The 23,322-nt window shown below is 61.0% G+C and carries 23 protein-coding genes; 12 read left to right on the forward strand and 11 right to left on the reverse strand.

Features of this window, described 5'->3' with window-relative positions:
• Nucleotides 1–154: 154 nt before the first annotated feature.
• On the reverse strand, nt 155–958 hold the full coding sequence (locus LJX92_RS05075) for a SirB1 family protein (protein ID WP_032877640.1): 804 nt from the start codon (nt 956–958) through the stop codon (nt 155–157).
• Between the two features lie 186 nt (nt 959–1,144).
• On the opposite strand from LJX92_RS05075, the gene LJX92_RS05080 reads away from it, so the two are divergent.
• Entirely contained in the window at nt 1,145–2,164 is a 1,020-nt protein-coding gene (locus LJX92_RS05080; RefSeq protein ID WP_005785098.1) for a Glu/Leu/Phe/Val dehydrogenase family protein, read from the forward strand.
• Nucleotides 2,165–2,219: 55 nt separating this feature from the next.
• Here LJX92_RS05080 and LJX92_RS05085 read toward each other — a convergent pair whose 3' ends face one another.
• The gene (locus tag LJX92_RS05085) at nt 2,220–2,480 is read right to left on the reverse strand and encodes a YebG family protein (protein ID WP_003188807.1); all 261 of its coding nucleotides are present in this window, start codon (nt 2,478–2,480) and stop codon (nt 2,220–2,222) included.
• Nucleotides 2,481–2,774: 294 nt separating this feature from the next.
• Between LJX92_RS05085 and LJX92_RS05090 the strand changes: the two genes are divergently transcribed.
• Nucleotides 2,775–3,263: a phosphate-starvation-inducible protein PsiE gene (locus LJX92_RS05090; protein ID WP_003188808.1), complete on the forward strand. Its 489-nt coding sequence runs from the start codon at nt 2,775–2,777 to the stop codon at nt 3,261–3,263.
• On the opposite strand, the gene LJX92_RS05095 is transcribed toward LJX92_RS05090, so the two are convergent.
• The 3 genes from LJX92_RS05095 to LJX92_RS05105 form a co-directional block, all read right to left on the reverse strand.
• Entirely contained in the window at nt 3,260–3,577 is a 318-nt protein-coding gene (locus tag LJX92_RS05095; RefSeq protein ID WP_032877639.1) for a DUF3509 domain-containing protein, read from the reverse strand. The two genes, LJX92_RS05090 and LJX92_RS05095, sit on opposite strands and share 4 nt — an antisense overlap.
• 267 nt (nt 3,578–3,844) lie before the next feature.
• Nucleotides 3,845–5,131 carry a serine/threonine transporter gene (locus LJX92_RS05100; RefSeq protein ID WP_148853394.1) on the reverse strand — a complete coding sequence of 429 codons (1,287 nt, stop codon included), beginning with the start codon at nt 5,129–5,131 and terminating at the stop codon, nt 3,845–3,847.
• 61 nt (nt 5,132–5,192) lie between these two features.
• Complete coding sequence (locus tag LJX92_RS05105; protein ID WP_032877637.1) at nt 5,193–6,569, reverse strand: L-serine ammonia-lyase; 1,377 nt, start codon at nt 6,567–6,569, stop codon at nt 5,193–5,195.
• A 137-nt stretch (nt 6,570–6,706) separates the two neighbouring features.
• On the opposite strand from LJX92_RS05105, the gene LJX92_RS05110 reads away from it, so the two are divergent.
• Together LJX92_RS05110 and LJX92_RS05115 are read left to right on the forward strand one after the other, a co-directional pair.
• Entirely contained in the window at nt 6,707–7,654 is a 948-nt protein-coding gene (locus tag LJX92_RS05110; protein WP_005785109.1) for a LysR substrate-binding domain-containing protein, read from the forward strand.
• Between the two features lie 213 nt (nt 7,655–7,867).
• Nucleotides 7,868–8,278, forward strand: coding sequence for an HPF/RaiA family ribosome-associated protein (locus LJX92_RS05115; RefSeq protein WP_032877636.1), 411 nt, complete (start codon nt 7,868–7,870; stop codon nt 8,276–8,278).
• Nucleotides 8,279–8,332: 54 nt separating this feature from the next.
• Here LJX92_RS05115 and LJX92_RS05120 read toward each other — a convergent pair whose 3' ends face one another.
• Nucleotides 8,333–9,844, reverse strand: coding sequence for an MFS transporter (locus LJX92_RS05120; RefSeq protein ID WP_148853393.1), 1,512 nt, complete (start codon nt 9,842–9,844; stop codon nt 8,333–8,335).
• A 106-nt stretch (nt 9,845–9,950) separates the two neighbouring features.
• Between LJX92_RS05120 and LJX92_RS05125 the strand changes: the two genes are divergently transcribed.
• On the forward strand, nt 9,951–10,823 hold the full coding sequence (locus LJX92_RS05125) for a LysR family transcriptional regulator (RefSeq protein WP_032877634.1): 873 nt from the start codon (nt 9,951–9,953) through the stop codon (nt 10,821–10,823).
• 140 nt (nt 10,824–10,963) lie between these two features.
• Here LJX92_RS05125 and fecA read toward each other — a convergent pair whose 3' ends face one another.
• The 3 genes from fecA to LJX92_RS05140 all read right to left on the reverse strand — a co-directional run bounded on the left by fecA (nt 10,964) and on the right by LJX92_RS05140 (nt 14,817).
• The gene (gene fecA / locus LJX92_RS05130; protein WP_228309373.1) at nt 10,964–13,300 is read right to left on the reverse strand and encodes a TonB-dependent Fe(3+) dicitrate receptor FecA; all 2,337 of its coding nucleotides are present in this window, start codon (nt 13,298–13,300) and stop codon (nt 10,964–10,966) included.
• Nucleotides 13,301–13,390: 90 nt separating this feature from the next.
• The gene (locus LJX92_RS05135; RefSeq protein ID WP_103733378.1) at nt 13,391–14,332 is read right to left on the reverse strand and encodes a FecR domain-containing protein; all 942 of its coding nucleotides are present in this window, start codon (nt 14,330–14,332) and stop codon (nt 13,391–13,393) included.
• Nucleotides 14,329–14,817, reverse strand: a complete 489-nt coding sequence (locus LJX92_RS05140; protein WP_228309374.1) for a sigma-70 family RNA polymerase sigma factor — start codon at nt 14,815–14,817, stop codon at nt 14,329–14,331. The genes LJX92_RS05135 and LJX92_RS05140 overlap by 4 nt, the downstream gene beginning before the upstream one ends.
• A gap of 170 nt (nt 14,818–14,987) precedes the next feature.
• Here LJX92_RS05140 and LJX92_RS05145 point away from each other — a divergent pair, with 170 nt between their 5' ends.
• From LJX92_RS05145 to LJX92_RS05170, 6 genes are all read left to right on the forward strand, one after another.
• A complete protein-coding gene (locus LJX92_RS05145; RefSeq protein ID WP_032877631.1) occupies nt 14,988–15,290 on the forward strand; it encodes a DUF3649 domain-containing protein in 303 nt (100 codons plus the stop codon).
• On the forward strand, nt 15,287–16,861 hold the full coding sequence (locus LJX92_RS05150; RefSeq protein ID WP_216090787.1) for a PepSY-associated TM helix domain-containing protein: 1,575 nt from the start codon (nt 15,287–15,289) through the stop codon (nt 16,859–16,861). The genes LJX92_RS05145 and LJX92_RS05150 overlap by 4 nt, the downstream gene beginning before the upstream one ends.
• Entirely contained in the window at nt 16,861–17,187 is a 327-nt protein-coding gene (locus LJX92_RS05155) for a DUF3325 domain-containing protein (RefSeq protein ID WP_032877629.1), read from the forward strand. Before LJX92_RS05150 ends, LJX92_RS05155 begins: the two co-directional genes overlap by 1 nt.
• A 7-nt stretch (nt 17,188–17,194) precedes the next feature.
• Entirely contained in the window at nt 17,195–17,773 is a 579-nt protein-coding gene (locus LJX92_RS05160) for an RNA polymerase sigma factor (protein WP_032877628.1), read from the forward strand.
• Nucleotides 17,770–18,747 (forward strand): FecR family protein, encoded by a 978-nt coding sequence (locus tag LJX92_RS05165; RefSeq protein WP_078820358.1) that lies wholly within the window; start codon nt 17,770–17,772, stop codon nt 18,745–18,747. The genes LJX92_RS05160 and LJX92_RS05165 overlap by 4 nt, the downstream gene beginning before the upstream one ends.
• 149 nt (nt 18,748–18,896) lie before the next feature.
• On the forward strand, nt 18,897–21,137 hold the full coding sequence (locus tag LJX92_RS05170) for a TonB-dependent receptor (RefSeq protein WP_228309375.1): 2,241 nt from the start codon (nt 18,897–18,899) through the stop codon (nt 21,135–21,137).
• 135 nt (nt 21,138–21,272) lie between these two features.
• Here LJX92_RS05170 and LJX92_RS05175 read toward each other — a convergent pair whose 3' ends face one another.
• Nucleotides 21,273–21,623 (reverse strand): glutaredoxin family protein, encoded by a 351-nt coding sequence (locus LJX92_RS05175; RefSeq protein WP_032877625.1) that lies wholly within the window; start codon nt 21,621–21,623, stop codon nt 21,273–21,275.
• A complete protein-coding gene (yejK, locus tag LJX92_RS05180; protein WP_003171997.1) occupies nt 21,623–22,627 on the reverse strand; it encodes a nucleoid-associated protein YejK in 1,005 nt (334 codons plus the stop codon). Before yejK ends, LJX92_RS05175 begins: the two co-directional genes overlap by 1 nt.
• A gap of 397 nt (nt 22,628–23,024) precedes the next feature.
• On the opposite strand from yejK, the gene LJX92_RS05185 reads away from it, so the two are divergent.
• Nucleotides 23,025–23,306, forward strand: coding sequence for an HU family DNA-binding protein (locus tag LJX92_RS05185; protein WP_005785131.1), 282 nt, complete (start codon nt 23,025–23,027; stop codon nt 23,304–23,306).
• The last annotated feature ends 16 nt before the right edge of the window (nt 23,307–23,322 follow it).

Genomic DNA, 23,322 nt, shown 5'->3' on the forward strand with positions numbered 1-23,322 from the left:
CAGCAGGCCCGGCCCTTCGGGTTGTGCCTTAAAGCGGGCCAGCCTGCGTTGCAGGCCTTGGAAAGGGAACAACCATTCCCTGCGGCCTGCGCCTTGCCTGGCCCGCTTTAAGGCGACAACGCGGCGGGGAAACTAATTGAGAACGCCCCCTAGGTCAATGCACCACTGAATTGGGCGGCAGGTGCCCCAGCCGCTCGGTCAGGCGCAGGCGCTGGATTGGGTCTTCGCTGAGCATCAACGCATGTTCCAGGTCAAAGCGCTCGGCGCTCGGGCAATCCAGTCGCTGGTACAGGCTGGCGCGGGCAAGGTAGTCGGCGGCGCTGGCATTGCCCAGTTCCAGTACGCGCTCGGCGTCCACCAGGGCAGCCAGGGGATCGTCGTTGGCGAGGTGCAGTTGGCGCAGGTTACGTGACAGCCGCTGCAGGATCGCCCTAGGCTCGGCGGTGTGCAGGTGGTCGGCGTGCAAGTTGAGTTTTGGCCCGTATTGCCGGTGCAGCAGTTCGCGACAGTCGTTGGGGTACAGGCGTCGACCGCCGCACGGGTCCAGCAGGTGGTCGGCACCGGGTACGCGTAGCAGGAAGTGGCCGGGGAAATTTACCCCGACCATGGGGATATCCAGGCGCCGTGCCATTTCCAGTGCGATCAGGCCCATGGCCAAGGGTTGCCCGCGTTTTCGCAGCAGCACTTTGTCCAGCAGCGCGGCGGCGGGGCGCAACGGGGTGTGATCATCCTGGGCAAACCCCAGGTCATTCAGGCGCCGCAGCAGCGGCTGGCCGAGTTCATCGGCCGGCAACAGGGGCATGCCCAGGCTGACCTGCTGTTGCAGTACGCGCAGCTCTTGCAGGATCAGCAACGGCTGTACGCTGGCATCGTGTTCGGCAGCCATCCACAGCGCGGCTTCAAACAGCGCAGGGGGTGAACGGTCCAGGCAGGCGAAAAAGGCTGTGCGGGGATTCATCGCGTTCTCCGGCGGATGCCCCGTTTTAGCCTTGCCAGGAAATTTCGTCCAGTCTCTTGAAAAATATCCTGCGTGCTTATGTCCTGGATCTTACGAAACAGCGCGGCTTATTCCAGTGCAATCCAGCAGTTTTCTGCCGCGAGCCTATACTTTGCCCACAACCAAAAGTGATTCGGGAGCTCATTGATGTTTGCGCTCATGCACAGCACCCGCCTTGAATCGCTGCACCTGAGCGTCGACCCGGTGACCGGGCTGAAAGCGATCATCGCCATCCACAACAGTCGCCTGGGGCCTGCCTTGGGCGGCTGTCGCTACCTGGCTTACCCCAACGATGACAGTGCCGTGGCCGATGCCGCGCGCCTGGCCCAAGGCATGAGCTACAAGGCTGCCTTGGCCGGGCTGGCGGTGGGCGGCGGCACGGCGGTCATCATCCGCCCTGTGCACGTGGAGAGCCGCGCCGCGCTATTCGAGGCGTTTGGCCGCTGTATCGAAAAACTCGATGGCCGTTTCATTACCTCGATCGACAGCGGCACCTCGGTCGCCGACATGGATTGCATCGCCCAACACACCCGCTTCGTCACCAGCACCACCGCCGCCGGCGACCCTGCGCCCCATGCCGCCATGGGTGTATTTACCGGCATCCGCACCACCGCCATGGCGCGCCTGGGCAGCGACAACCTTGAGGGCCTGCGCGTAGCGGTGCAGGGCCTGGGCAACGTCGGTTATGCCCTGGCCGAGCAACTGCACGCCGCGGGTGCAGAACTGCTGGTCAGCGACATCGACCACGGCAAGGTGCAACTGGCCATGGAACAACTGGGCGCCCACCCGATTGCCAACGACGCCTTGCTCAGCACCCCCTGCGACATCCTCGCGCCCTGCGGCGTCGGCGCCGTATTCAACCGTAACAGCGTCGGCCAGTTGCGGTGCGCTGCCGTGGCAGGTTCGGCCAGCGCACAATTGACCAACCTGGACATCGCCGACCAGTTGGAAGGCCGCGGCATCCTCTACGCCCCAGACTACGTGATCAACTCCGGCGGCCTGATCTACGTCGCCCTCAAACACGCCGGCACCGACCTGCCCGGCATCACCGCGCACCTGTCGAACATTGGCACGCGCCTGACCGAAATCTTCGCCCACGCCCAAGCCGAAAAGCGCTCCCCTGCAAGGGTCGCCGATGAGCTGGCCGAACGCTTGCTGTACAAATAGGCCGGGCATTAAAAAGGCCCTGAATCCATGATTCAGGGCCTGTTCAATTCGGGCTTTACTCTGCCGCCGGGTTCAACAGCTCGGACAGCGCGTCCGGTTGGCTCTTGAACGCCTTGGCAAATACATCGCGGTTCTTCGCCATGTAGATCCCGGCTTCTTCCACCTGCTGCTCGCTCAACGACGGCACGGCTTTTTGCAACACCTCTGCCAGCAACTCAGCGAGTTCAAGCATCTTGTCATGACGGTCAGCTTCGGCTTTATCCATGAACAAACGCTCCAGATCTCGGCTGCTGCGGTATACCACTTCGACGGCCATTCACCACCTCACATGCCTTCACGATAGTTGTCTTTTGCGACTACTGTATTTATATACAGCGAAAAGGATAAGCCAAACGTTGGGGTTTGGATAGTAGGTTTTTAATGTAGTTGGGAAATGGGGGCGCTGCGCACCCCAGCGGGAGCAAGCTCCCTCGCCACAAGGATTGATTAAGTGCCTAATGTCAGCCCGCCACCATCTCACTATCCTGCCTATGGCCTTGTTTCTGCATACAGAACAACCGTCACGTCCAACCCGCATTATCCGGTCGAACCGACCTAAGGAAGCATCATCGTGAAAATCAACTGGGCCGAAAGGCTGCGCCAGCAAGTCCACGGGCTGGCCGAGTCCCTGGGCAATCTGTTTGTCGAGTCGTTTCACTACCTGGCGTTGTTTGCCATTGGTGCGGTGACCGCCTGGGCAGCGGTGATGGAGTTTTTGGGGATGCTGGAAAATGGGCACATCAAGATCGATGACATCTTGCTGCTGTTCATCTACCTGGAACTGGGCGCGATGGTCGGGATTTACTTCAAGACCAACCATATGCCGGTACGCTTCCTGATTTATGTGGCAATCACCGCGCTCACGCGTTTGCTGATCTCCAACGTGTCGCACCACAACCCGCCGGATGTAGGCATCATCTACCTGTGCGGCGGAATTCTGTTGTTGGCGTTCGCGATCCTGGTGGTGCGCTATGCGTCGTCGGCGTTCCCTTCGGTGAAGGTCGAGAGCCCGCGCCGCAAGGGCGAAGCGAGCCTTGAGACCGAGAAGGGCGAGCTTTAAAGCCCCACGCTGAAGGGCAGGGTACGGGCGGGCGGTCGCTGCAGGAGTTTGTGGCTGTCGCCGTCCGTCATCAGCTCCAGGATTTCCACGGCGCTATGACCCTGTTCGATGGCGATGCCGAACTGGATGCTTTGCACCAGGCGCTTGAGGCGCTGCGGGTCGTTGCGCTGTTCGGCGCTGATCATGCGCTTGGCCACCACGCCGGTCTCGTCCGAGAGGGTGAGCATGATGCTGCCGTCCAACCGTTGGATGCTCAGATTGACGCGGTATTGGGGGGTGAAGGTGTCGGTGATGATCTGAAAAGGATTGTCCATGGTGCGTTACCGCCTGATAAGAACATGCAGTCATTGACGGCCGGTGTCAGGATTAGTTCGCATTGCCTGACCATCGGCCAAATTCCGTTTTCCTCAATAGCTCTACAGCAAGGGCCGTGCCGTACAGGCGCTGGAAGCTCAATGTGGGAGGGGGCTTGCCCCCGATAGCAGTCTTTGAGCCGAGTATTTATTGGCTGATACACCGCTATCGGGGGCAAGCCCCCTCCCACATTTGATCTGCGTTGTGCTTGAGGTCGGTGAGCTATTTCAGGGCATCACGGAAAAAACGATCGCAGACAGCGCAATCAGCCCGATGACCACCACAAACACATTCGATACCTGTCCCGAATACTGGCGCAAAGATGGCACGCGGCGAATCGCGTACATCGGCATCAGGAACAGCAGACACGCGATAATCGGTCCGCCCATGGTTTCGATCATGCCGAGGATGCTTGGGTTGAAGGTGGCCACGGCCCAGCAGGTCAGCACCATGAACAGCGCGGTGGAGCGTTCCAGCCATTTCGCCGACATCGAGCGGTTGCGCCCGCGCAGGGATTTGACGATCAAGCCCTGGAAGCCTTCGCTGGCGCCGATGTAGTGGCCCAGGAACGATTTGGTAATCGCCACCAGCGCGATCAGCGGCGCGGCGTAGGCGATTACTGGGGTCTGGAAGTGGTTGGCCAGGTACGACAGGATCGAGATGTTCTGCGCCTTGGCGGCGGCCAGGTCAGCAGGTGACAGCGCCAGTACGCAGCTGAAGCAGAAGAACATCACGGTCAGCACCATCATGGCGTGGGCGGTGGCGAGGATGCCGCTGCTTTTGCGCTCGGCCTGGGCGCCGTAGACGCGCTTCTGGTCCACGGCGAAAGCGGAGATGATCGGTGAGTGGTTGAACGAGAACACCATCACCGGGATCGCCAGCCACAGCGTCTTGAAGAACAGCGGCAGCGGCATGCCTTCGCTGGCGGAGGCGAAGAACGCGCCATTCCAGTTGGGGATCAGGCTGACAGCCAGCAGCAACAGCGCAGCAACGAAAGGGTACACCAGCACACTCATGGCCTTGACGATCACACCCTGGCCACAACGCACGATGGCCATCAGGCCGAGGATCAGCACCAGGGACAAGATCGCACGGGGCGGTGGGGTCATGTGCAGTTGGTGCTCCATGAAACTGCCCAGGGTGTTGGTCAGCGCGACGCTGTACACCAGCAGGATCGGGAAGATCGCAAAGAAGTAGAGCAGGGTGATCAGCTTGCCGGCGCCGACACCAAAGTGTTCCTCGACCACTTCGGTGATGTCGCCGGATTTGCCCGACAACACAAAGCGCGTCAGCCCACGGTGGGCGAAGAAAGTCATCGGAAAAGCCAGCAGCGCCAGCACGATCAGCGGCCAGAACCCGCCGACGCCGGCGTTGATCGGCAGGAACAGGGTACCGGCGCCGATGGCGGTGCCGTAGAGGCCGAGCATCCAGGTGGTGTCGTGTTTGGTCCAGCCGGTGGTAACGGTGTTGTCCAGAGCGGGATTTTCGGCAGCAGGTGTACGTACATCAGTCATCGGTATTGCCTCGTTATTATTTTTGCGCGGGCTCACGTTGGGGCGGGTAGCAGTGCTCCGATCAGCACTCCACCCAGCTGACCGCCAGGCCGCCCCGTGAAGTTTCTTTGTATTTGTCATGCATATCGGCGCCGGTATCGCGCATGGTGCGGATTACCCGGTCGAGGGAAATGAAGTGCTTGCCGTCACCGCGCAGGGCCATTTGCGTGGCGTTGATCGCCTTGACCGCGGCAATGGCATTACGCTCGATGCACGGCACCTGCACCAGGCCGCCGACCGGGTCGCAGGTCAGGCCGAGGTTATGTTCCAGGCCGATTTCGGCGGCGTTTTCCAGTTGCTCGGGGGTGGCGCCGAGAATATCGGCCAGGCCGGCAGCGGCCATGGCGCAGGCCGAGCCCACTTCGCCCTGGCAGCCGACTTCGGCGCCGGAGATCGAGGCGTTTTTCTTGCAGAGGATGCCGACGGCGGCGGCGGCCAGGAAGAAATTGACCACATCATCGTCAGACGCGTCGGCGTTGAATTTCATGTAGTAATGCAGCACCGCCGGGATGATGCCGGCCGCGCCATTTGTCGGGGCAGTGACCATGCGCCCGCCGGCGGCGTTTTCTTCGTTGACGGCGAGGGCGAACAGGTTGACCCATTCCATCGCCGACAAGGTTGAAGTGATCACATTGGGTTTGCCGATTTCCAGCAGGCTGCGGTGCAGTTTCGCCGCCCTGCGCGGTACGTCCAGGCCGCCGGGCAGGATGCCTTCATCGCGCAGGCCCTGTTCCACGCATTCGCGCATCACCGACCAGATGTGCAGCAGGCCACTACGGATCTCTTCGTCGCTGCGCCACGCACGTTCGTTGGCCATCATCAGTTCGGAAACCCGCAAGCCATGCTTGTTGCACAACGCCAGCAGTTCCACGGCACTGGAAAAGTCGTAGGGCAATTGCACGTCGCTGGTCGGCGCAATGCCCGAGGCGGCCTCCGCGGCTTCGATGATGAAACCACCGCCTACCGAGTAATAGGTCTGCTCGCTCAGCAGGCCGCTGTCGCCATAGGCGTGCAGGGACATGGCGTTGGGGTGGTAAGGCAGGCTTTCATCCAGCAGCAGCAGGTCGGTGTGCCAGTTGAAAGCGATTGCCTGGGAGCCGGCCAATAGCAATTGACCCGACTCGCGCAGTTGCTGGATACGCGCATTGATCGAGGTGGGGTCGACGCGGTCCGGCCATTCGCCCATCAAGCCCATCACACAGGCGCGATCAGTGGCATGGCCTACGCCGGTGGCGGACAGCGAGCCGTACAGACGCACTTCAACGCGGCGGGTTTGGCTGAGCAAATGCTGATCGGTCAGGGCCTGGGCGAACGTCGCGGCAGCGCGCATCGGGCCGACGGTATGGGAGCTGGAGGGGCCAATGCCCACCTTGAATAGATCGAAAACACTGATAGCCATGCTAAAGCCTTACAAGCAATGGAGTAGAAATCGCTGCCATGTTTTGTAGAGCAGGCGGAATTGGCGCGATACTGAGCCTCTGGATCGGCACTGACCAACGAATTATCCTAAGACACCCTTTAGCAGGACTAAACGCTATGACCCGCCCCCTTCACGGCCAGACCTATGTGTGGCTGCATGTGTTTTCTTGCGCTGCACGGCATCTGTCGTTCACCCGCTGCGCCGAAGAACTGCACATCACACCGGGGGCGGTGAGCCAGCAGATTCGCCAGTTGGAGGAGCGCCTGGGCTTTCGGCTGTTTCATCGGCGCGCCCGTGGCGTTGAACTCAGCGCCGAGGGGCAGCGCCTGGCGGCGGTGGTCGGCGAGGCTTATGGCAGCATTGATGCGGAATTGCAGCGCTTGGATGCCGGGATGATCAGCGGCACCCTGCGCCTGCGCTCGATCCCCTCGTTTCTCGGCAAATGGCTGACCCCGCGCCTGCCACGTTTGCAGCAGCGCTTTCCCGACATCCAACTGCGCATGGTCGCCGAAGACAGCAGCATCGCCCTGCATGAAGGCGACTTCGACCTGGCCATCGACCTCAACGATGGCAGCTACCCCGGCTTGTTATCCACAGCCCTGCTGGACGAGCAGATATTCCCGGTGTGCGCCCCCAGCCTTCTACGTGGACGGCCGCCGTTGCATGGCCCGGCCGATCTGGCGCATTTTCCGCTGCTGCACGACATCACTGCCTGGCGTGGGAGTTATGAATATGCCGAGTGGGAGTTCTACCTGAATGCCATCGGCCACCACGGTGCCGACGTGCGGCGCGGGCATACCTTCAACCGCAACCACCTGACCATCGAAGCCGCCATTGCCGGCATGGGGGTAGCGATTGCGCGGCGCACGTTGCTCAATGATGAACTGGAGCGCGGCACCCTGATTGTGCCGTTTGGCCTGGCCGTGCCCAACCATAAGCGCTATGTGCTGCTGTATGCGCCAGGTGCATTGAGCCACCCCGGCGTGCGCGCGGTGCACGACTGGCTGGTGGAGGAAGCAGGGATTTTTCGCGGTTTGCACCCGTTGGGAGAGGGGCAATTGTGAGGAAAACAGAACGTAAGAAGTTGTAACTAACTCCCCACCCTACCAGCGTTTTTGCCCGTCGTCAGGGTTAATTTGTAATGTAGGATTTATCTTTGCAAAGGGGTTGAATTGTTTTAGCAGGTGCTCAATTGTGTAATCAGGAGGTCATGGTTTCACCACCCTGGTGTTGCAGTTTGTGACCTCTGGCGAGCTAGCTGAAATAAGGGAAGAACTATGCAAATCCAAGTCAATAGCGATAACCATATTGAAAGCAGCATCCGACTGGAGGAGTGGGTACGTACTACCATTGAGAGCACGCTCGAACGTTACGAAGAAGACCTGACCCGCGTTGAGGTCTACCTGCGGGATGAGAACGGCGACAAGCCCGGTCCCCACGATTTAAGTTGCCGCCTGGAAGCACGGCCAAAGGGCCATCAACCGGTTTCCGTGTGCCATAAAGCCGATACGCTGGAACAAGCGATCGATGGCGCCGCCACCAAGTTGGACCATGCGTTGGAACACCTGTTTGGCAAACTGCAAGGCAAGCCCCGCGCTGCCGCGAAAACCCAGCCAATCAACAAAGTGAATGAAGACGCGCTTGAAGAGGAATTCCTGGAAAACGAAAACGCTGCAATCAACGGCTGACCGTTTTTTAAACCCCCACTGAAAACGGGCCTGCATATGCAGGCCCGTTTTCGTTCAACACCGTCGCTGGAAGAAATACCGGCTCAGAGCGGCCAGTCCGCAAGCGCCCAAGCCCGCAAACAGCATGGCCCAGCCAGCGCCGCTACGCAGGGCCGTCTGTGCCTCCAGGCTTGTGAGGCCAGGCGCGTTCAGCTTGCCCGCCGCAATATGCTGGCTGAGGGTTGCCCAATCCGCCGCCGTGCTGGTCGGCAATACATTGGCCAGGTGATGGCTGATTCCGAGCAACAGCACCAGCCCCATCAATGCGATGTTGAGCGCCAGGGTGATCAGCCGTGCGCTGAAGTCGATGCCCGAGGCCATGCCTGCGCGGTCAGTCGAGACGGCGCCGGTAGTGGTATTGGTGGTCGGCGAATTGGTCAGCGCCAGCCCAATGCCGGCGATCGCGCAACTGAGCAGCACCAGTGCTGTGCTGGGCTGTTCGGCGTAGTTAACGGCGGCCATGCCCAAAAAACCTGCGCCCATCGTCCCCAGGCCCAGGGGGATGATGCGTTCGGCGCCAAAGCGCAGGGCCAGGCGTTCGGCCAATGGCGGTACCAACAAAGTGGGCAAGGTATACGCGAGCAGTGCGGCGCCGGTGGTCAGCGTGTCGTAACCCAGGCCCGCCTGGAAATACAGTGGCAAGTAGATCATGAACGGCCAGAAGCTGAAGTTCATGCCGATTGAGCCCATCAAGGCGCCGTTGAAACGTTGGATGCGGAACACCGAGAAGTCGAACATCGGATGGGCGCTGCGCCGCTCGATCAAGATAAACAGCAGCAGTCCGAAGACCGACAGGCCGGCCCAGCCGAGCATCGCCGGGGTGCCGAAGCCGTTCTCGCTGCCCTGGGTGATGAAGTAGACCAGCGCAAACACCGCCAGCGTCATGGTCAACATGCCGGCAATGTCGAGGCGATGGCTGGCCGGGTCACGGGATTCCTGCACGCTGATGTGCAGCAGCGCCAAGGTAAACAGGGTCAGTGGTACATGCACCAGGAAAACCCAGCGCCAGTCCGCCACGGCCAGTATCACTGCCCCGATCATCGGCCCGAAACCCAGGCCCACGCCGGCAATTACGCCCCATATCGCGAAGGCTCGCGCCCGCGCCGCCGGTTCGCGGAACTGGTGGGACAAGATGGCAAACTGGCAAATCATCATCGCGCCGGCGCCAATGCCCTGGATGAATCGCGCCACGATCAGTGTCGGCGCATCGTTGGCCAGGCCACACGCCAGCGAGGCCAGGGCGAACACCCACAGACACAGCACCAGCACGCGCCGCCTACCGAAACGATCCGCCAGCGTGCCTGCCGCCATCAGCACGCTGGTGCAGGCCAGGGTGTAGGCATTCATGATCCATTGGGCGTCTTGAAAGCCGGTACCCAATTCCTGTTCCAGCGTCGGCAGGATCACCGGCACGCTGGAGATTTCCAGGCCGAACATGAGGGCCACCAGGCAAACGGCGGTGAGGGCCAGGGCATTTCTGGCGGTGCTCGGCGGGTTGAGGGCCGATGCAGCTGCGGCGGACGGCATGACGAGTTCCTTTCAAATAGGGGAGGGCTCTATTCTCTCGGGAACCGGATTCGTTATTCGTGATAAGTTTTCCATTGATATGGGAATCAAAGGCGACAATTGACGCATGGCTACCCCGCGTTTTGATGGCGTTGAGCTGTTTTTGCAAATCGTCGAGAGCGGCAACCTGACCGACGCCGCCGAGCGCCTGAACCTTACACGCTCGGCCGTCGGTAAAGGCTTGGCGCGTCTGGAGGCGCGGCTGGGCACGTGCCTGTTGCAGCGCTCCACGCGCCGCCAGCGGTTGACCGAGGATGGGCAGGCGTACTACGAACATTGCCTGCGCGCATTGGCCGAACTGGAAGCGGCCGAATCGGTGCTCGAAAGTGGTCGGCAACAACCACGGGGACGGCTGAGGGTCAGTGTGCCGCTGGCGTTCGGGCACCACTATGCGGCACCGGCCTTGTGGGGCTTGATGGAGAGTTACCCTGAACTTGAAATCGAGATTTGCTTCTCCGACCGCATGATCGATTTGGCGCAAGAAGGCTTCGACATGGCCGTACGCATCGGTCCGTTGCCGGACACCGACCGCCTGAGTGCCCGTCGCCTGGGCCAGCAGGCCATGGGGCTGGCAGCCTCGCCGGCGTATCTGCAGCGCAAGGGCGCCATTGAACGTATCGAAGACCTGGCCGCTCATCGCGGCATTGCGTATCGCAGCAACACCACGCATCGCTCGCGTCTGGCTTCGCCCCTGATAGTGGACGACCTCCAGGCGCTAGCCGATGCCGCCATCGCGGGCGTGGGCCTGGCCTGGTTGCCGAGTTGGTTGATTGCTCACTATGCGCTGCGGGGGCAATTGGAAGCGGTGCTGCCCAGCTATCGCGAACAGCCTGCGCCGATCCATGTGGTCTGGCCGACGGCGGTGCATATGCCGGCCAAGACGCGGTGTGCCATCGATGCGTTGGTGGCGGCCACGCCCAGTTGCCTGGCGGGCAGTTGAAGTCGGTTAGGTCCAATGTGGGAGGGGGCTTGCTCCCGATGGCGGTGTATCAGTGGCAAATGTACCGACTGACACACCGCCATCGGGAGCAAGCCCCCTCCCACATTTGGATTTGTTACGGTCTGCAGATTGAAGGCAGGTCAGAACGCAATGGACGTCTGCACGTACACCGTACGCGGCTCACCCACATACTTGCCCTTGTTGTTGTCGTCAAACGAGCGGGTGTAGTACTGCTTGTTGAAGATGTTCTTCACCCCCACCGCCACATTCAAATCCGACAATTGCGGGCCGAAGTCATAGGCCGCGCGGCTGCTGAACAGCATGTAGCCGGGGATGCGCCCATTGGCACCGTCGGCGCTTTCGGCCTGGGTGTTGGCATTGTCGGCGAATTGGCTGCTCTGGTAGCTGCTGTCCACATTCAGCTTCCACGGGCCTTCGGTGTAACCCACGCCGAGGGTGCCTTTGTGCTTGGACGAGAAGGGCACGCGGTTGCCTTTGTTCGGGCCGTCTTCGCGAATGGTCGCGTCGACATAGGCATAAGTGGCATACACATCGAAACCCGCCAGCGCCGGGCTCAGGCCGTCGAGCGCATAGTTGATGCTCGACTCGATGCCCTGGTGACGGGTTTCACCGCGGGCGATCACCGTGTCGTTGGTCTGGTTGCTGTCGTACTGGTTGTCGAAGTTGATCAGGAACGCGCCGATTTCTGCGCGCAGGCTGCCATTGTCGTATCGCGTGCCGAGTTCCCAGGTGCGGGCTTTTTCCGGTTTTACTTCGCCGCTGTTCACGCGGTTGGGCATCTGGCTGTACTGCACGCTGCCGAACGAGCCTTCGGTGTTGGCGTAGAGGTTCCAGTCGTCGGTGAGGTGGTAGAGCACGTTCAGTGCCGGCAGTGCGGTGTTGTAGTCGCCCTTGTATTTGACGTTACTCAGGTTGTTGGTCTGCTGGGACTCGATCATCTCGTAGCGGATGCCTGGGGTGATGGTCCACTTGCCGATATCAATGCGGTCGTCGATAAAGAACGCGTTGGCTTCAGTGCCGCCACGGGTGTCGCGGTCGTTGCGACTGTTGGTGGTGGGGATTTGCTGGTTCGCGGCAATCGGCGTGCGGTAGCGCAACTCGTGACCCGCTTCATTGATATAGCGATAGCCGACACCCACTTCATGGCTGGTCGGGCCAAGGTCGAAGCCCTGGGCGAAGCGGGTTTCCAGGCCGCGTACCCAGTATTCGCGTGGCGACAGCGACAGGAAGCTGCCCTGGTCCAGGTAACCGCTGCGCAGGGTCTTGGTGAAGAAACTGTTGACCGTGAATTCGCGGCGATCCTGCTCGTAGCGATAGCCGACGTTGAACATCGTACGGCGGCCCCAGAATTTGTCGTACGGGCGGGTGGACTGATACGGGTCGGCCTTGTAATCCTTGACGTTCAAGCCTCCGGGCATGTCGGCCTGGCCTTCGTAGTACTGCGCCATGGCGTTGAAGCTGTTGGCGTCGTCCAGTTGGTATTTGCCCTTGAGGATCAGGTCGTCGATGCGCGTGTTGCTGTTTTCGCGCCAGTCGCCACCCCGGGTGCCGGAGTACAGGATCGCGCCGCCCAAGCCGTTGTCAGCAGTGCCGCCGGCCAGCAGGTTGCCAGTGGTCTTGAAGCCGTCGTGGCTGGAAGACGGGCTGGTCTCGGTCTGCAAGCCGCCCTTGACCGTGGGCGCCTGCGGGATGGCGCGGGTCACGAAGTTGACGATGCCGCCGACGTTTTGCGGGCCATAACGCACCGCACCGCCGCCACGTACCACGTCTACCGCGTCCATGTTGCCCATGCTGATCGGCGCAAAGGACAACTGCGGCTGGCCATAGGGCGCGAAGGGCACCGGGATGCCATCCATCAGCACCGTGGAGCGCGATGCCAGGCGCGGGTTGAGCCCGCGAATGCCGAAGTTCAGCGCCATGTCATGGCTGCCGGTGCCGTTGTTTTCCGGGGCGTTGACGCCGGGAATGCGGTTTAGCACGTCGCGGGCTTGGGTTGCACCTTGGCGTTCGAACTCCTCGCGGCGGATCACATCACGGGCGCCGGGGTGTTCGAACACGTTGGTTTGCGTCGCGTCACCGAGCCAGTCGCCGACCACGTTGGAGGTTTGCAGTTCGAGGGTGGCGGGGGCGCCAGCCGGTTGCAGGCTGAAGGCGTTGTCGCCCTCGGCCCGGGCTTGCAGGCCGGTGCCCTCCAGCAGTTTGCTCAGGCCCTCGGCCGCGCTGTAATTGCCCGACAGGCCAGGGCTTTGCATACCGGCCGTCACGTGGGAACCGAATGACACCAGCACACCGGCTTGGCGGCCAAATTGATTCAGGGCCGCTTCCAGGGTGGTCGGCGCGATGTGGTACGCCTTGGCGTCGGCGGCCATCACCGCAGGCAGCACGGTCAGGCTGAGGCTGGCGCCCAGTAGGAGTTGGCGCAAGGTGCGGGCAAGAAGCGTCGGTTGCTGGGGCATGAAGGTGGTCCTGAGAAGGAAGGATCAAGGTGGCTTTCCTTCTCTGTCACGCCAGGTGCGGAAAACAGCTCACACAAATGCAAAATAAATTCAGGCTCGGGCCTGCACGGTCACCCAATAGCGGGTAAAGCGCCGAACTTTCACCGGCAGGCTGATTTCCAGCAGGTCCAGGATGCGTTCGCTGTTATCCAGCGGGTAGCTGCCGGACAGCAAAAGGTTTGCCACCTGCGGGTCACAATTGAGCTGGCCGCGACGATAACGCCCCAGTTCATTCAAGAAGTCTTCAAGGCGCATGTGTGCAGCCACCAACATACCGTCGGCCCAGGCGCCGCTGTTGGCGTCGGTGGCGCGTGGGGTGTCCCAGCCTTTGCGGGTGAAATTGACCTGGCGTGCGGCATCGACGCTCAGCGGCAAGCCGCTGTAGTTGTTGGGCATCACTTCGACCTGGCCGGCCAGCACCGCCAATTGGGTGTGGTCGTTGAACTGGCGCACATTCAGGCGCGCCGCCTGGCTGCTGAGCAGGCCCTGGCCGGTCAGCACGCGCAACGGCGTATCACCGGCACGGGAGGTGAGCAGGATTTCCCCTTCGAGCAGGCGTACCAGGCGCTGCCGACCGTCGAAATGTACATCCACCGCGCTGCCGGTGTTGAGCTGCAACTGGCTGCCGTCGGCCAATTGCACCGTACGGCGCTGGCCAACCGGGCTGCGATAGTCGGCGCTCAGCGGCGGCAGAATATGTTGCTGACGCAGGCTCCAGGCCGCTGCCGAGCCAGCGCCCAGGATCAACAGCAACTTCAGCGCCTGGCGTCGGCTGCTGGAGCGCGGTGCATTCAACGCAGCGTGCGCCAGGGGCGAGGGCATCCCGCGCAAGCGCTGATTGACCTGCTGAATCTGCTCCCACGCACGCTGGTGCTCGCTGTGGGCGTTCAGCCATTGTTGCCAGGCCGCTTGCTGGCGAGGGTTGAGCGCGCCTTGCTGCATTTCCAGCAGCCAGTGCACGGCTTGTTCGGCGACTTGGCTGGACACGTTCATAGGGCGAAGTAGCAGCGCATGGCGGCTTTGGTCAGGTGGCGTTTGACCGTGGCGATGGAAATACCCAGTTCTGCGCTGATTTGCGCGTAGGTCAGGCCGTCGAGCTGGGCCAGCAGGAACGCACGTTTAACCAGCCTGGGCAGGCCGTCGAGCAGTTGGTCCAGCTCCAGCAGGGTTTGCAGAATGATTGCGCGGTCTTCTTCCGATGGCGCCACCTGCTCGGGCATTTGCGCCAAGGCATCGAGGTAGGCGCGCTCCAGGTCCTGGCGGCGATAGAAGTTGCACAGCACGCGCTTGGCCACGGTGGTGAGGAAGGCGCGGGGCTCGATCAGTGTCGGGGTACCCCGTGCGCTGAGCACGCGAATAAAGGTGTCCTGGGCCAAGTCGGCCGCGTTTTCCGGGCAGCCGAGCTTGCGTCGCAACCAGCCGGTGAGCCAGTGGTGATGGTCGTTATACAAAACTTCGACGGTGTTGGACGGCTGCAACGCGATCACTCCACAAGCATTGACACGCTTTAGAGAACAAGAATTGTTCGCATTGTAGGGCGGGTAACGAGCTTCGGCAATCGGCCAGGGCAGGCGAATCATCCGTTCTCTTTTGCTTATGAGAATATTTATCATTAATATTGCGCGTTGATGAACTTGGCGCCTGCCGCATGAAAAGCAAAACCGCATTGCCCATTTCCTATCGCCTCGCCGTCACCTCGCGCGTGCTGGCGGCTGTGATCGGTGGTTACTTGATGGCCTCCCTGGCCGCCATCTGCCTGGCGCTCTGGTTGCCCACTTCCCGCGCCGATGCGGTGGTCACCGGCATGATGAGTTCGTTTGTGTTCTACCTGCTGGCGGTGCTCTGGTGTTTTGCTTGCCGCACGGCCTGGCGCGCCTGGGCCGGGGTGATGGTGCCAAGTGCGCTGTTCGCCACGTTGGCCGGCGTTGGTTTCTGGGTGGCGCGCACATGAAAGAGGGCTTTCGCCAGGCCATGGCCTGGCTGCATACCTGGGCCGGATTGATCTTCGGCTGGCTGCTGTTTGCGATTTTCCTGACCGGCACCCTGGCCTATTTCAAAGACGAAATTACCCACTGGATGCAGCCCGAAGTGCAGGCCCATCCCCTGGACGACGGGCGTAGCCTTGCCGTAGCCCAGAATTACCTGCAACAACAGGCGCCCACGGCCGCACGCTGGTTCATTACCTTGCCTACCCATCGTGATCCCGGCCTGTCCGTGATGTGGCAAGACAAGGTCGAGCCCGGCAAGCGCGGCACCTTCATCCAGAAAACCCTCGACCCGGTCAGCGGCCAACCCGTCCAGGCCCGCGACAGCAAGGGCGGCGAGTTCTTCTATCGGTTCCACTTCCAGCTGCAAATGCCTTACCCGTGGGGCCGCTGGCTGTCGACCATCGCCGCCATGGTGATGTTGGTCGCGCTGATCACCGGCATCATCACCCACAAGAAAATCTTCAAGGACTTCTTCACTTTCCGTCCGCGCAAAGGTCAGCGCTCCTGGCTCGACGGGCACAACGCGGTGGGCGTGCTGGTGCTGCCGTTTCACCTGATGATCACCTACAGCAGCCTGGTGATTTTCATGAACATGGTCATGCCCGCGCCCATCATGGCGTCCTATGGCGACGACAGCCGGGCGTTCTTCGATGAGTTGTTCCCCGCTACCAACAATGCGCCGGCCCTCGGCCAGCCCGGTCAGTTGCTGCCGTTACTGCCGATGTACCAGCAGGCGCGCGAGCAGTGGGCGGGCGGCCATGTGGGGCGGCTGGCGGTCAATAACCCTGGCGATGTCAACGCCTCGGTGAATGTGTTCCGCGCCGGCTCCGACAGCGTGGTGCACGCCTTTGGCAATACCCTGTCGTTCAACGGCACCACTGGCGAGCTGTTGCGGGCCAGTGGCGAGCCGTCTTTGCCTGCGGTGATTGGTGGCAGTTTCTATGGTTTGCACATGGGCCATTTTGCCGGTCCCGTGTTGCGTTGGTTGTACTTTATCTGCGGCCTGGCGGGCACCGCGATGATTGGCACGGGGCTGGTGATCTGGCTCGGCAAGCGCCAGCTCAAGCATGCCAAAGCTTCGGTGATGCCGTTTGAACTGCGGTTGGTGGAAGTGTTGAACATTGCCAGCATGTCCGGGCTGATGATCGCCATCGCTGCGTTTTTCTGGGCCAACCGACTGTTGCCGGTGAGTTTCGCCGAGCGTTCCGACTGGGAAGTACAAGCCTTCTTTACCGCCTGGGGCCTGAGCCTGCTGCACGCCATGTTGCGTCGCGGTCGCCAGGGTTGGGTCGAGCAACTGAGCTTCGGCGCGTTGCTGTTTGCGGCGGTCCCACTGCTTAACGCCAGCACCACCTCGCAGCATTTGGGCGTTTCTCTGGTCAATGGCGACTGGGCGATGGCCGGCTTCGATCTGACCTGCCTGGCCAGTGGTGCGTTTCTCGCCTGGGCGGCCTGGAAGATGCACCATCGCACCGCGCCGCAACTCAAGGCCGAACGTGCACGTGGCCTGACGCTCAAGCAGGAGGCCAGCTGATGCTGCTCGCGCTGCTGATGTGCTACGCCGGGTTTACTGCGCTATGCCTGTCCACAGACCGTCACCACGGCGAGCTGCTGCACAGCAAACCCACGCCCACTCGGCGCCTGGGGCTGCGCGTGGGCGGTTGGTTGCTGCTGATTGTCGCGATCTGGCCCGCGGTGCTTGCCGCCGGTTGGAGCCAGGGCCTGGTGCAGTGGTGCGCGGTGTTGATGCTCAGCGCCTTGCTGCTGGTGTTGCTGCTGCCTTATCGCCCAAGGCTGGCCTTGATCCTGGCGGGCCTGAGCCTGCTGGCCAGCCCTGTTACGGCATTCGCCCTGTCCTGAGCCTGCCATGATGATCAGTCCACCGCCGGAACCCCAGGACAGCCCGCACACAGATGCGGCCGGTGGGCGTGCGCATTTCCTGCAGGTATTTTTGTCCCAGCGCTCGCAGATGGAGGCACTGGTCAGCCGCCGCGTCGGTTGCCGCGCCACCGCGGCCGACCTGGTGCAGGATTTGTTCCTGCGTTTCTGGCGCCGCCCCCTGGTGCAGGTCGAAGAGCTCAGTACCTACTTGCTGCGCTGCGCGGGCAATATCGCCATTGACCATTTGCGCACTGAAGGCGCCCGAGTGCGCAGCAATGAAGGCTGGTTGCCGGAGCAACAAGATAACCAGCGGTGCGAACCCCAGGCGGCGCTGGAGGCCGGCAATGATCTGCGCCATGTCGAAGCCGCCTTGCGCAGCTTGCCCGAGCGCACCCGGCAGATTTTCCTGCTCAACCGCATCCACGGTCGCAAATACGCGGAGATCGCCAAGGCCATGGGGCTGTCCCAAAGCGCCGTGGAAAAACATATGATGCGCGCCCTCGAAGCCTGCAAGGCCAGCCTTCGCGAACCGCCGCCTCCACGCACGCCAGGGAAAGCACCGTGAACGTTACGCCCACACCCGCCCAGGAACAGGCCGCGCTGGCCTGGCTGAGCCTGTTGCATGACCAGCCCAGCAGCGGCGACCAGGCTACTTTCAGCCGCTGGCTGCGCGCTGATCCCGCGCATGTCGAGGCCTACGCCCAGGCCCAGGTGCTGTGGGAGTTGAGCGAAGTGCCGGCACGCCAGCTGGCTGATGAGGATGCGCTGGCCTTGCAGGGCTACCTCAATAAGATCAACACCTCCAAGCATTCACGTGGGGTGCGTTGGTCCGGCGCCCTGGCGATGGCCGCAAGCCTGCTGTTGATGGTGGCGATGGGCGCCGGTTGGCAGCCGTCGCGCTGGGTTGATGAGTTAGGTGCCGATTACGTGACGGCGGCGGGGGAGGTGAAGACCTTTACCCTGGCAGATCAATCCCAGGTCACCCTCGATGCCGACAGCGCGATTGCCGTGGATTTCAGCCATGGCGAGCGGCATATCCAACTGCGTCGCGGTGCGGGATTTTTCAGTGTGACCCACACGGGCCAGCCTTTCGTGGTGGAGGCAGGCGGTGGTGAAGCGCGGGTGCTGGGCACCCAGTTTGAAGTGCGCCTGCAACCTGCCGGGGCAGAGGTCACGGTGTTATCCGGACGGGTTGGCGTGACGCCATCCAAACAGGGCCTGCAACAGGTACTGGCTGCAGGTCAGCAAGTGGCCTATGCCGACGGCGTAGCCGACACCCTGCACGCTGTCGACAGCCAGTCCCGCCTGGCCTGGCGTGACGGCTGGCTCAATTACTACAAGGCGCCGCTGGCGGATGTGGTCAAGGACCTGAGCCGTTATTACCCGGGCCGCATCGTGTTGCTTAACGATGAGATGGGCGCCAGGCGCGTCAGCGGCAGCTTTCCAAGCAAGGATCCGCAGGCGGTGTTGAATGCGCTGCAAGCGGTGCTCGGCTTTGAACAACACTCGCTGCTGGGGCGCATGATCGTGTTGCGCTAGGCGCGCTTCACCAAACCTTCATCGCAATCGCCAAAACCTGTCACCAAACGGTTACACGTGCCGTGGATCATCCCTGGGTTCCTGAACAAGTGGTCAGGAAGAGCACCTCTGCCCCATACAACACAACAATGTCAGTAAGGGATCTACACGTGAACTACAACACTCTTTATGCCCTGCTTATGGCATCGGGCCTGGGCGGCTTTGCGCCGCTGGTTCTGGCCGATGACACACAGGATGTGGGGTCGGTGAACGTTACCGGCAAGCAGACCCTGGGCAACGGCCATATGATCCGCGAAGAAAGTGCCAAGGCGCGTTCCACGGTCACCAAAGAAGCCATGGATGAAATGTCGGGCACCGCCAACGCCATCGACAAGCTCAAGTACACCCCGGGCATCAACGTTTCCAGTGATGACGCCAGCGGCACCAGCGGCACCACCTTCACCATGCGCGGCATGAGTTCGGACCAGGTCGGGGTTTCGGTCGACGGCGTGCCGATCAACGACTCGGGCAACTACAGCGTGTATTCCAACCAGCTGGGTGACCCGGAAAACCTCGCCGAAGTGTTCGCCACCCAAGGCTCTTCCGAGGCAGACGGCCCGCACATTGGCTCCAGCGGCGGCAACATCGGCATGATCACTGTCCGGCCGACCAAGGATGCCGGGGTATTCGCCAAGCAGATCGTAGGTGCCAACGCCCTGCGCAAGACGTTTGTGCGGGCTAATACCGGCGATTTTGGCGGCCTGAAAACCTGGGTCTCGGCGTCGCACCTGGAAGGCGACAAGTGGCGCGGCAAGGGCACTCTGCGCAGCGACAAGATCGAGTGGAGCAGCTTGTTCGAAGATGACAACGGCAATTCCACACTGGCCACGGTCAAGTACAACAAACAGGAAAACTACAACTACAACAGCCTGAGCAAATCACAGTTTGACACGCAGGGGCGGCGCAAGGACTACGCCGAAAGCCCGGTGTACAAGGCAGGTCTGTTGTCTGCGTCCTACAAGCTCAACCGCAACCCCTTCGAAAGCGTAAACGCCACGCTGACCCAGCGCTGGCAATTGCAAGACAACCTGTCGCTGACAGTCACGCCGTACTACTACTGGTCCAACGGCGGCAGCTTCAGCGGCCAGACCGCCTCCAACCTGGGGCCAAAGTCTGACAAGGCCGGCAACTACGACCTGAGTAACCTGCAATCGGCCAACTATTATCGCCCTTCATGGACCGAGACCTGGCGCCCGGGCGTCACGGCCAAAATGAAGTGGGACATCAACGAAGCGCACAGTCTGGACTACGGCTACTGGTATGAACGCGCACGCCAGCGCCAGACCCAGCCATTTATCGGGATCAACGGCGAGGGCGCACCCGATGATGTGTGGGGCGATTACAACAGCGGCGGGCAGGTGGTCGACAAGAATGGCGCCACTGTACAAGGCCGCCACTATTACACCGTTACCCCGGCGCAGAAACTCTGGGTACAGGACAACTGGCAAGCCACGCCGGACCTGAGTTTTGTCGCGGGCCTGGCCTACCAATACGTCGAGCGCGACGGCAACAATCTCGGCAGCCTCTACGACAAAGCGGAAAAACGTAACACCCGTTACCATCAGTTCCTGCCCAACTTCAGCGCCAAGTACCAGGTCGATGAAAGCAACCAGGCGTTCTACAACGTCACTCGCAATATGCGCACGCCTCCCAACTACGTGCTGTACAACAAGGGCGACTCCGTCAGCCTCAAGTCCGAATTGAGCTGGAACCAGGAACTGGGCTGGCGCTACACCGAAGACGACATGGCGCTGAGTGCGACCTTGTTCTATATCAGTTTCAAGGATCGCCAGGTGTCGACCACCGACGCCAGCGGTGACTACATGGTGCTTAACGTCGGCAGCGTCGATAACAAGGGCCTGGAGCTGGAGTGGAGTGGCTTGTTGCCGCACAACTTCAACTACTACGCGTCGTACACCTACACCCAGTCCGAGCAGAAGGACGACCTGCTCAGTAAGAATGTGCTGCTGCCAACGTCGGGCAAGCAACTGGCCAACGTGCCGGAAAACATGTTCAACCTGGTGCTCGGGTACGACGACTCGCGGTTTTACGGCAACGTCGCGGGCAAGTATGTCGGCAGCTTCTATGGTGATTTGACCAACAAGGAGAAGATCGAAGGCCGTACGGTGTTTGACCTCAATGCCGGTATTTACTTGCCGGTGGACAAGAGGGTCATCAAGTCGGCGACCCTGCGCCTATCGATGCTCAACGTCTTCGACAAGGAATACTTGAGTTCGGCGCGTACCGTGGCGTTCAACTCGGCGCCGGTCAACGGGTTGGGGGCGAGTACGGCGTATTACAACGTGGGTGAAGAGCGCACGGCGATGGTGTCGCTGGAGGCCAACTTCTAAGACCACCACAAACCAAATGTGGGAGGGGGCTTGCTCCCGATAGCGGTGAATCAGTCATCATTTTCATTGATTGGCACACTGCTATCGGGAGCAAGCCCCCTCCCACATTTGATCCACGGTGTTTCAGGAATCAGGTTACTTCAGCGCCGCCATGATCGCATCCGGGTTGTAGTCGCGAATCAAAGTCCCGTTCACATCCACAAACGGAATCCCACCCCCGCCCAGTGCTTCATACGCCTTGCGCGCCTGGGCATCCTTCTCGATATCGACGGCCTGGTACGGGATACCCTTCTGGTCCAGAAAACGCCGGATCTGCTTGCAGTACCCACACCACTCGGTGGCATAGAGCACCACACGCGCCGAGGCGCGTACCTGCTCCGGCACCACCTGGGACGGGTTGAACACCCGCTCGATCTTGCCCCAGTTCTGGATCGCGACTACCACCAGCAACACCAGCAGGACTTTCTTTAAAACCCCGCCCAGCATCAATTACGGCGCTTGAGCTGATCGGTCAGTTGGGTCGGCAGGCCCTTGATGATCAAGGTGCCGGCGGCTTCGTCGTATTCGATCTTGTCGCCCAGCAGGTGCGCTTCAAAGCTGATGGACAAGCCCTCGGCGCGCCCGGTGAAGCGGCGGAACTGGTTGAGAGTGCGTTTGTCGGCCGGAATCTCCGGCGACAGGCCGTAATCCTTGTTGCGGATATGGTCGTAGAACGCTTTTGGCCGATCTTCATCGATCAGGCCGGAGAGTTCTTCCAGGCCCATGGGTTCGCCGAGCTTGGCCTGGCTGCTGGCGTAGTCCACCAGGGTCTTGGTCTTTTCGCGGGCGGATTCGTCAGGCAGGTCTTCGCTTTCAACGAAGTCACTGAACGCCTTGAGCAGGGTGCGGGTTTCGCCCGGGCCGTCGACGCCTTCCTGGCAACCGATAAAGTCGCGGAAATACTCCGAGACCTTTTTGCCGTTCTTGCCCTTGATAAAGGAGATGTATTGCTTGGACTGCTTGTTGTTCTGCCACTCGGAGACGTTGATGCGCGCCGCCAGGTGCAACTGGCCCAGGTCCAGGTGGCGCGAGGGCGTCACGTCCAGCTCGTCGGTGACTGCCACGCCTTCGCTGTGGTGCAGCAGGGCGATGGCCAGGTAGTCGGTCATGCCTTGTTGGTAATGGGCAAACAGCACATGGCCGCCGGTGGAGAGGTTGGACTCCTCCATCAGCTTCTGCAGGTGTTCCACCGCAGTGCGGCTGAAGGTGGTGAAGTCCTGGCCACCGTCAAAGTATTCCTTCAACCAGCCGCTGAACGGATGCGCGCCGGACTCGGCATGGAAGAAACCCCAGGCCTTGCCTTGTTTGGCGTTGTAGCTCTCGTTGAGGTCGGCAAGCATGTTCTCGATGGCGGCCGACTCGGACAGTTCGGAGTCGCGGGCATGGAGCACTGCGGGGGTGCCGTCGGGTTTTTTGTCGATCAGGTGGACGATGCAATGACGGATCGGCATAGGCTTCTCGGCTGGTTGAAGGGGGAGGGGGCGGCCTCCCCGAAAAGTCGCCCAGTGTACCGCACCCATTGGCCGTGACGTGCCCCGAAGGGCATTTTGGATGCCCTCCGACTGCCCATATGCCTTTTTTTCACGGTTTAGAGCGATAAAGCTGACCAAATGGGTATGTTGAGGCGGATATTTCCCCGTCTCTGTGCTAGTTTTGCCCCGTCTTACGCCAAGTCTCGGCGTTAAGCGTGCATTCAGCATTTGTCAGGTCGAACCAATCCCCGTTTCAAGCATCTATAACCCCGATCTCCGTGGTTATAGCCGGGGATGCCAGGCCATGACGGTCGGGCTCGACGGCTGACACTGCACTCTGCAATCCATATGAATTTGATAGGGAAGGAACACCACAATGGCTTTGACTAAAGACCAACTGATCGCTGATATCGCTGAAGCTATCGACGCGCCAAAAACTACCGCGCGCGCTGCTCTGGACCAACTGGGCCAGATCGTTGCTGATCAGCTGGAAAATGGCGGCGAAATCACTCTGCCAGGCATTGGCAAGCTGAAAGTAACCGAGCGTCCTGCCCGTACTGGCCGTAACCCTTCGACTGGTGCTGCCATCGAAATCGCTGCCAAGAAAGTTATCAAGCTGGTTGTGGCTAAAGGCCTGACCGACGCTGTTAACAAGTAAGACGCAGTAAAAAAAA

The sequence above is a fragment of the Pseudomonas sp. HN8-3 genome, assembly GCF_020790195.1.
GTDB lineage: Bacteria > Pseudomonadota > Gammaproteobacteria > Pseudomonadales > Pseudomonadaceae > Aquipseudomonas > Aquipseudomonas synxantha_A.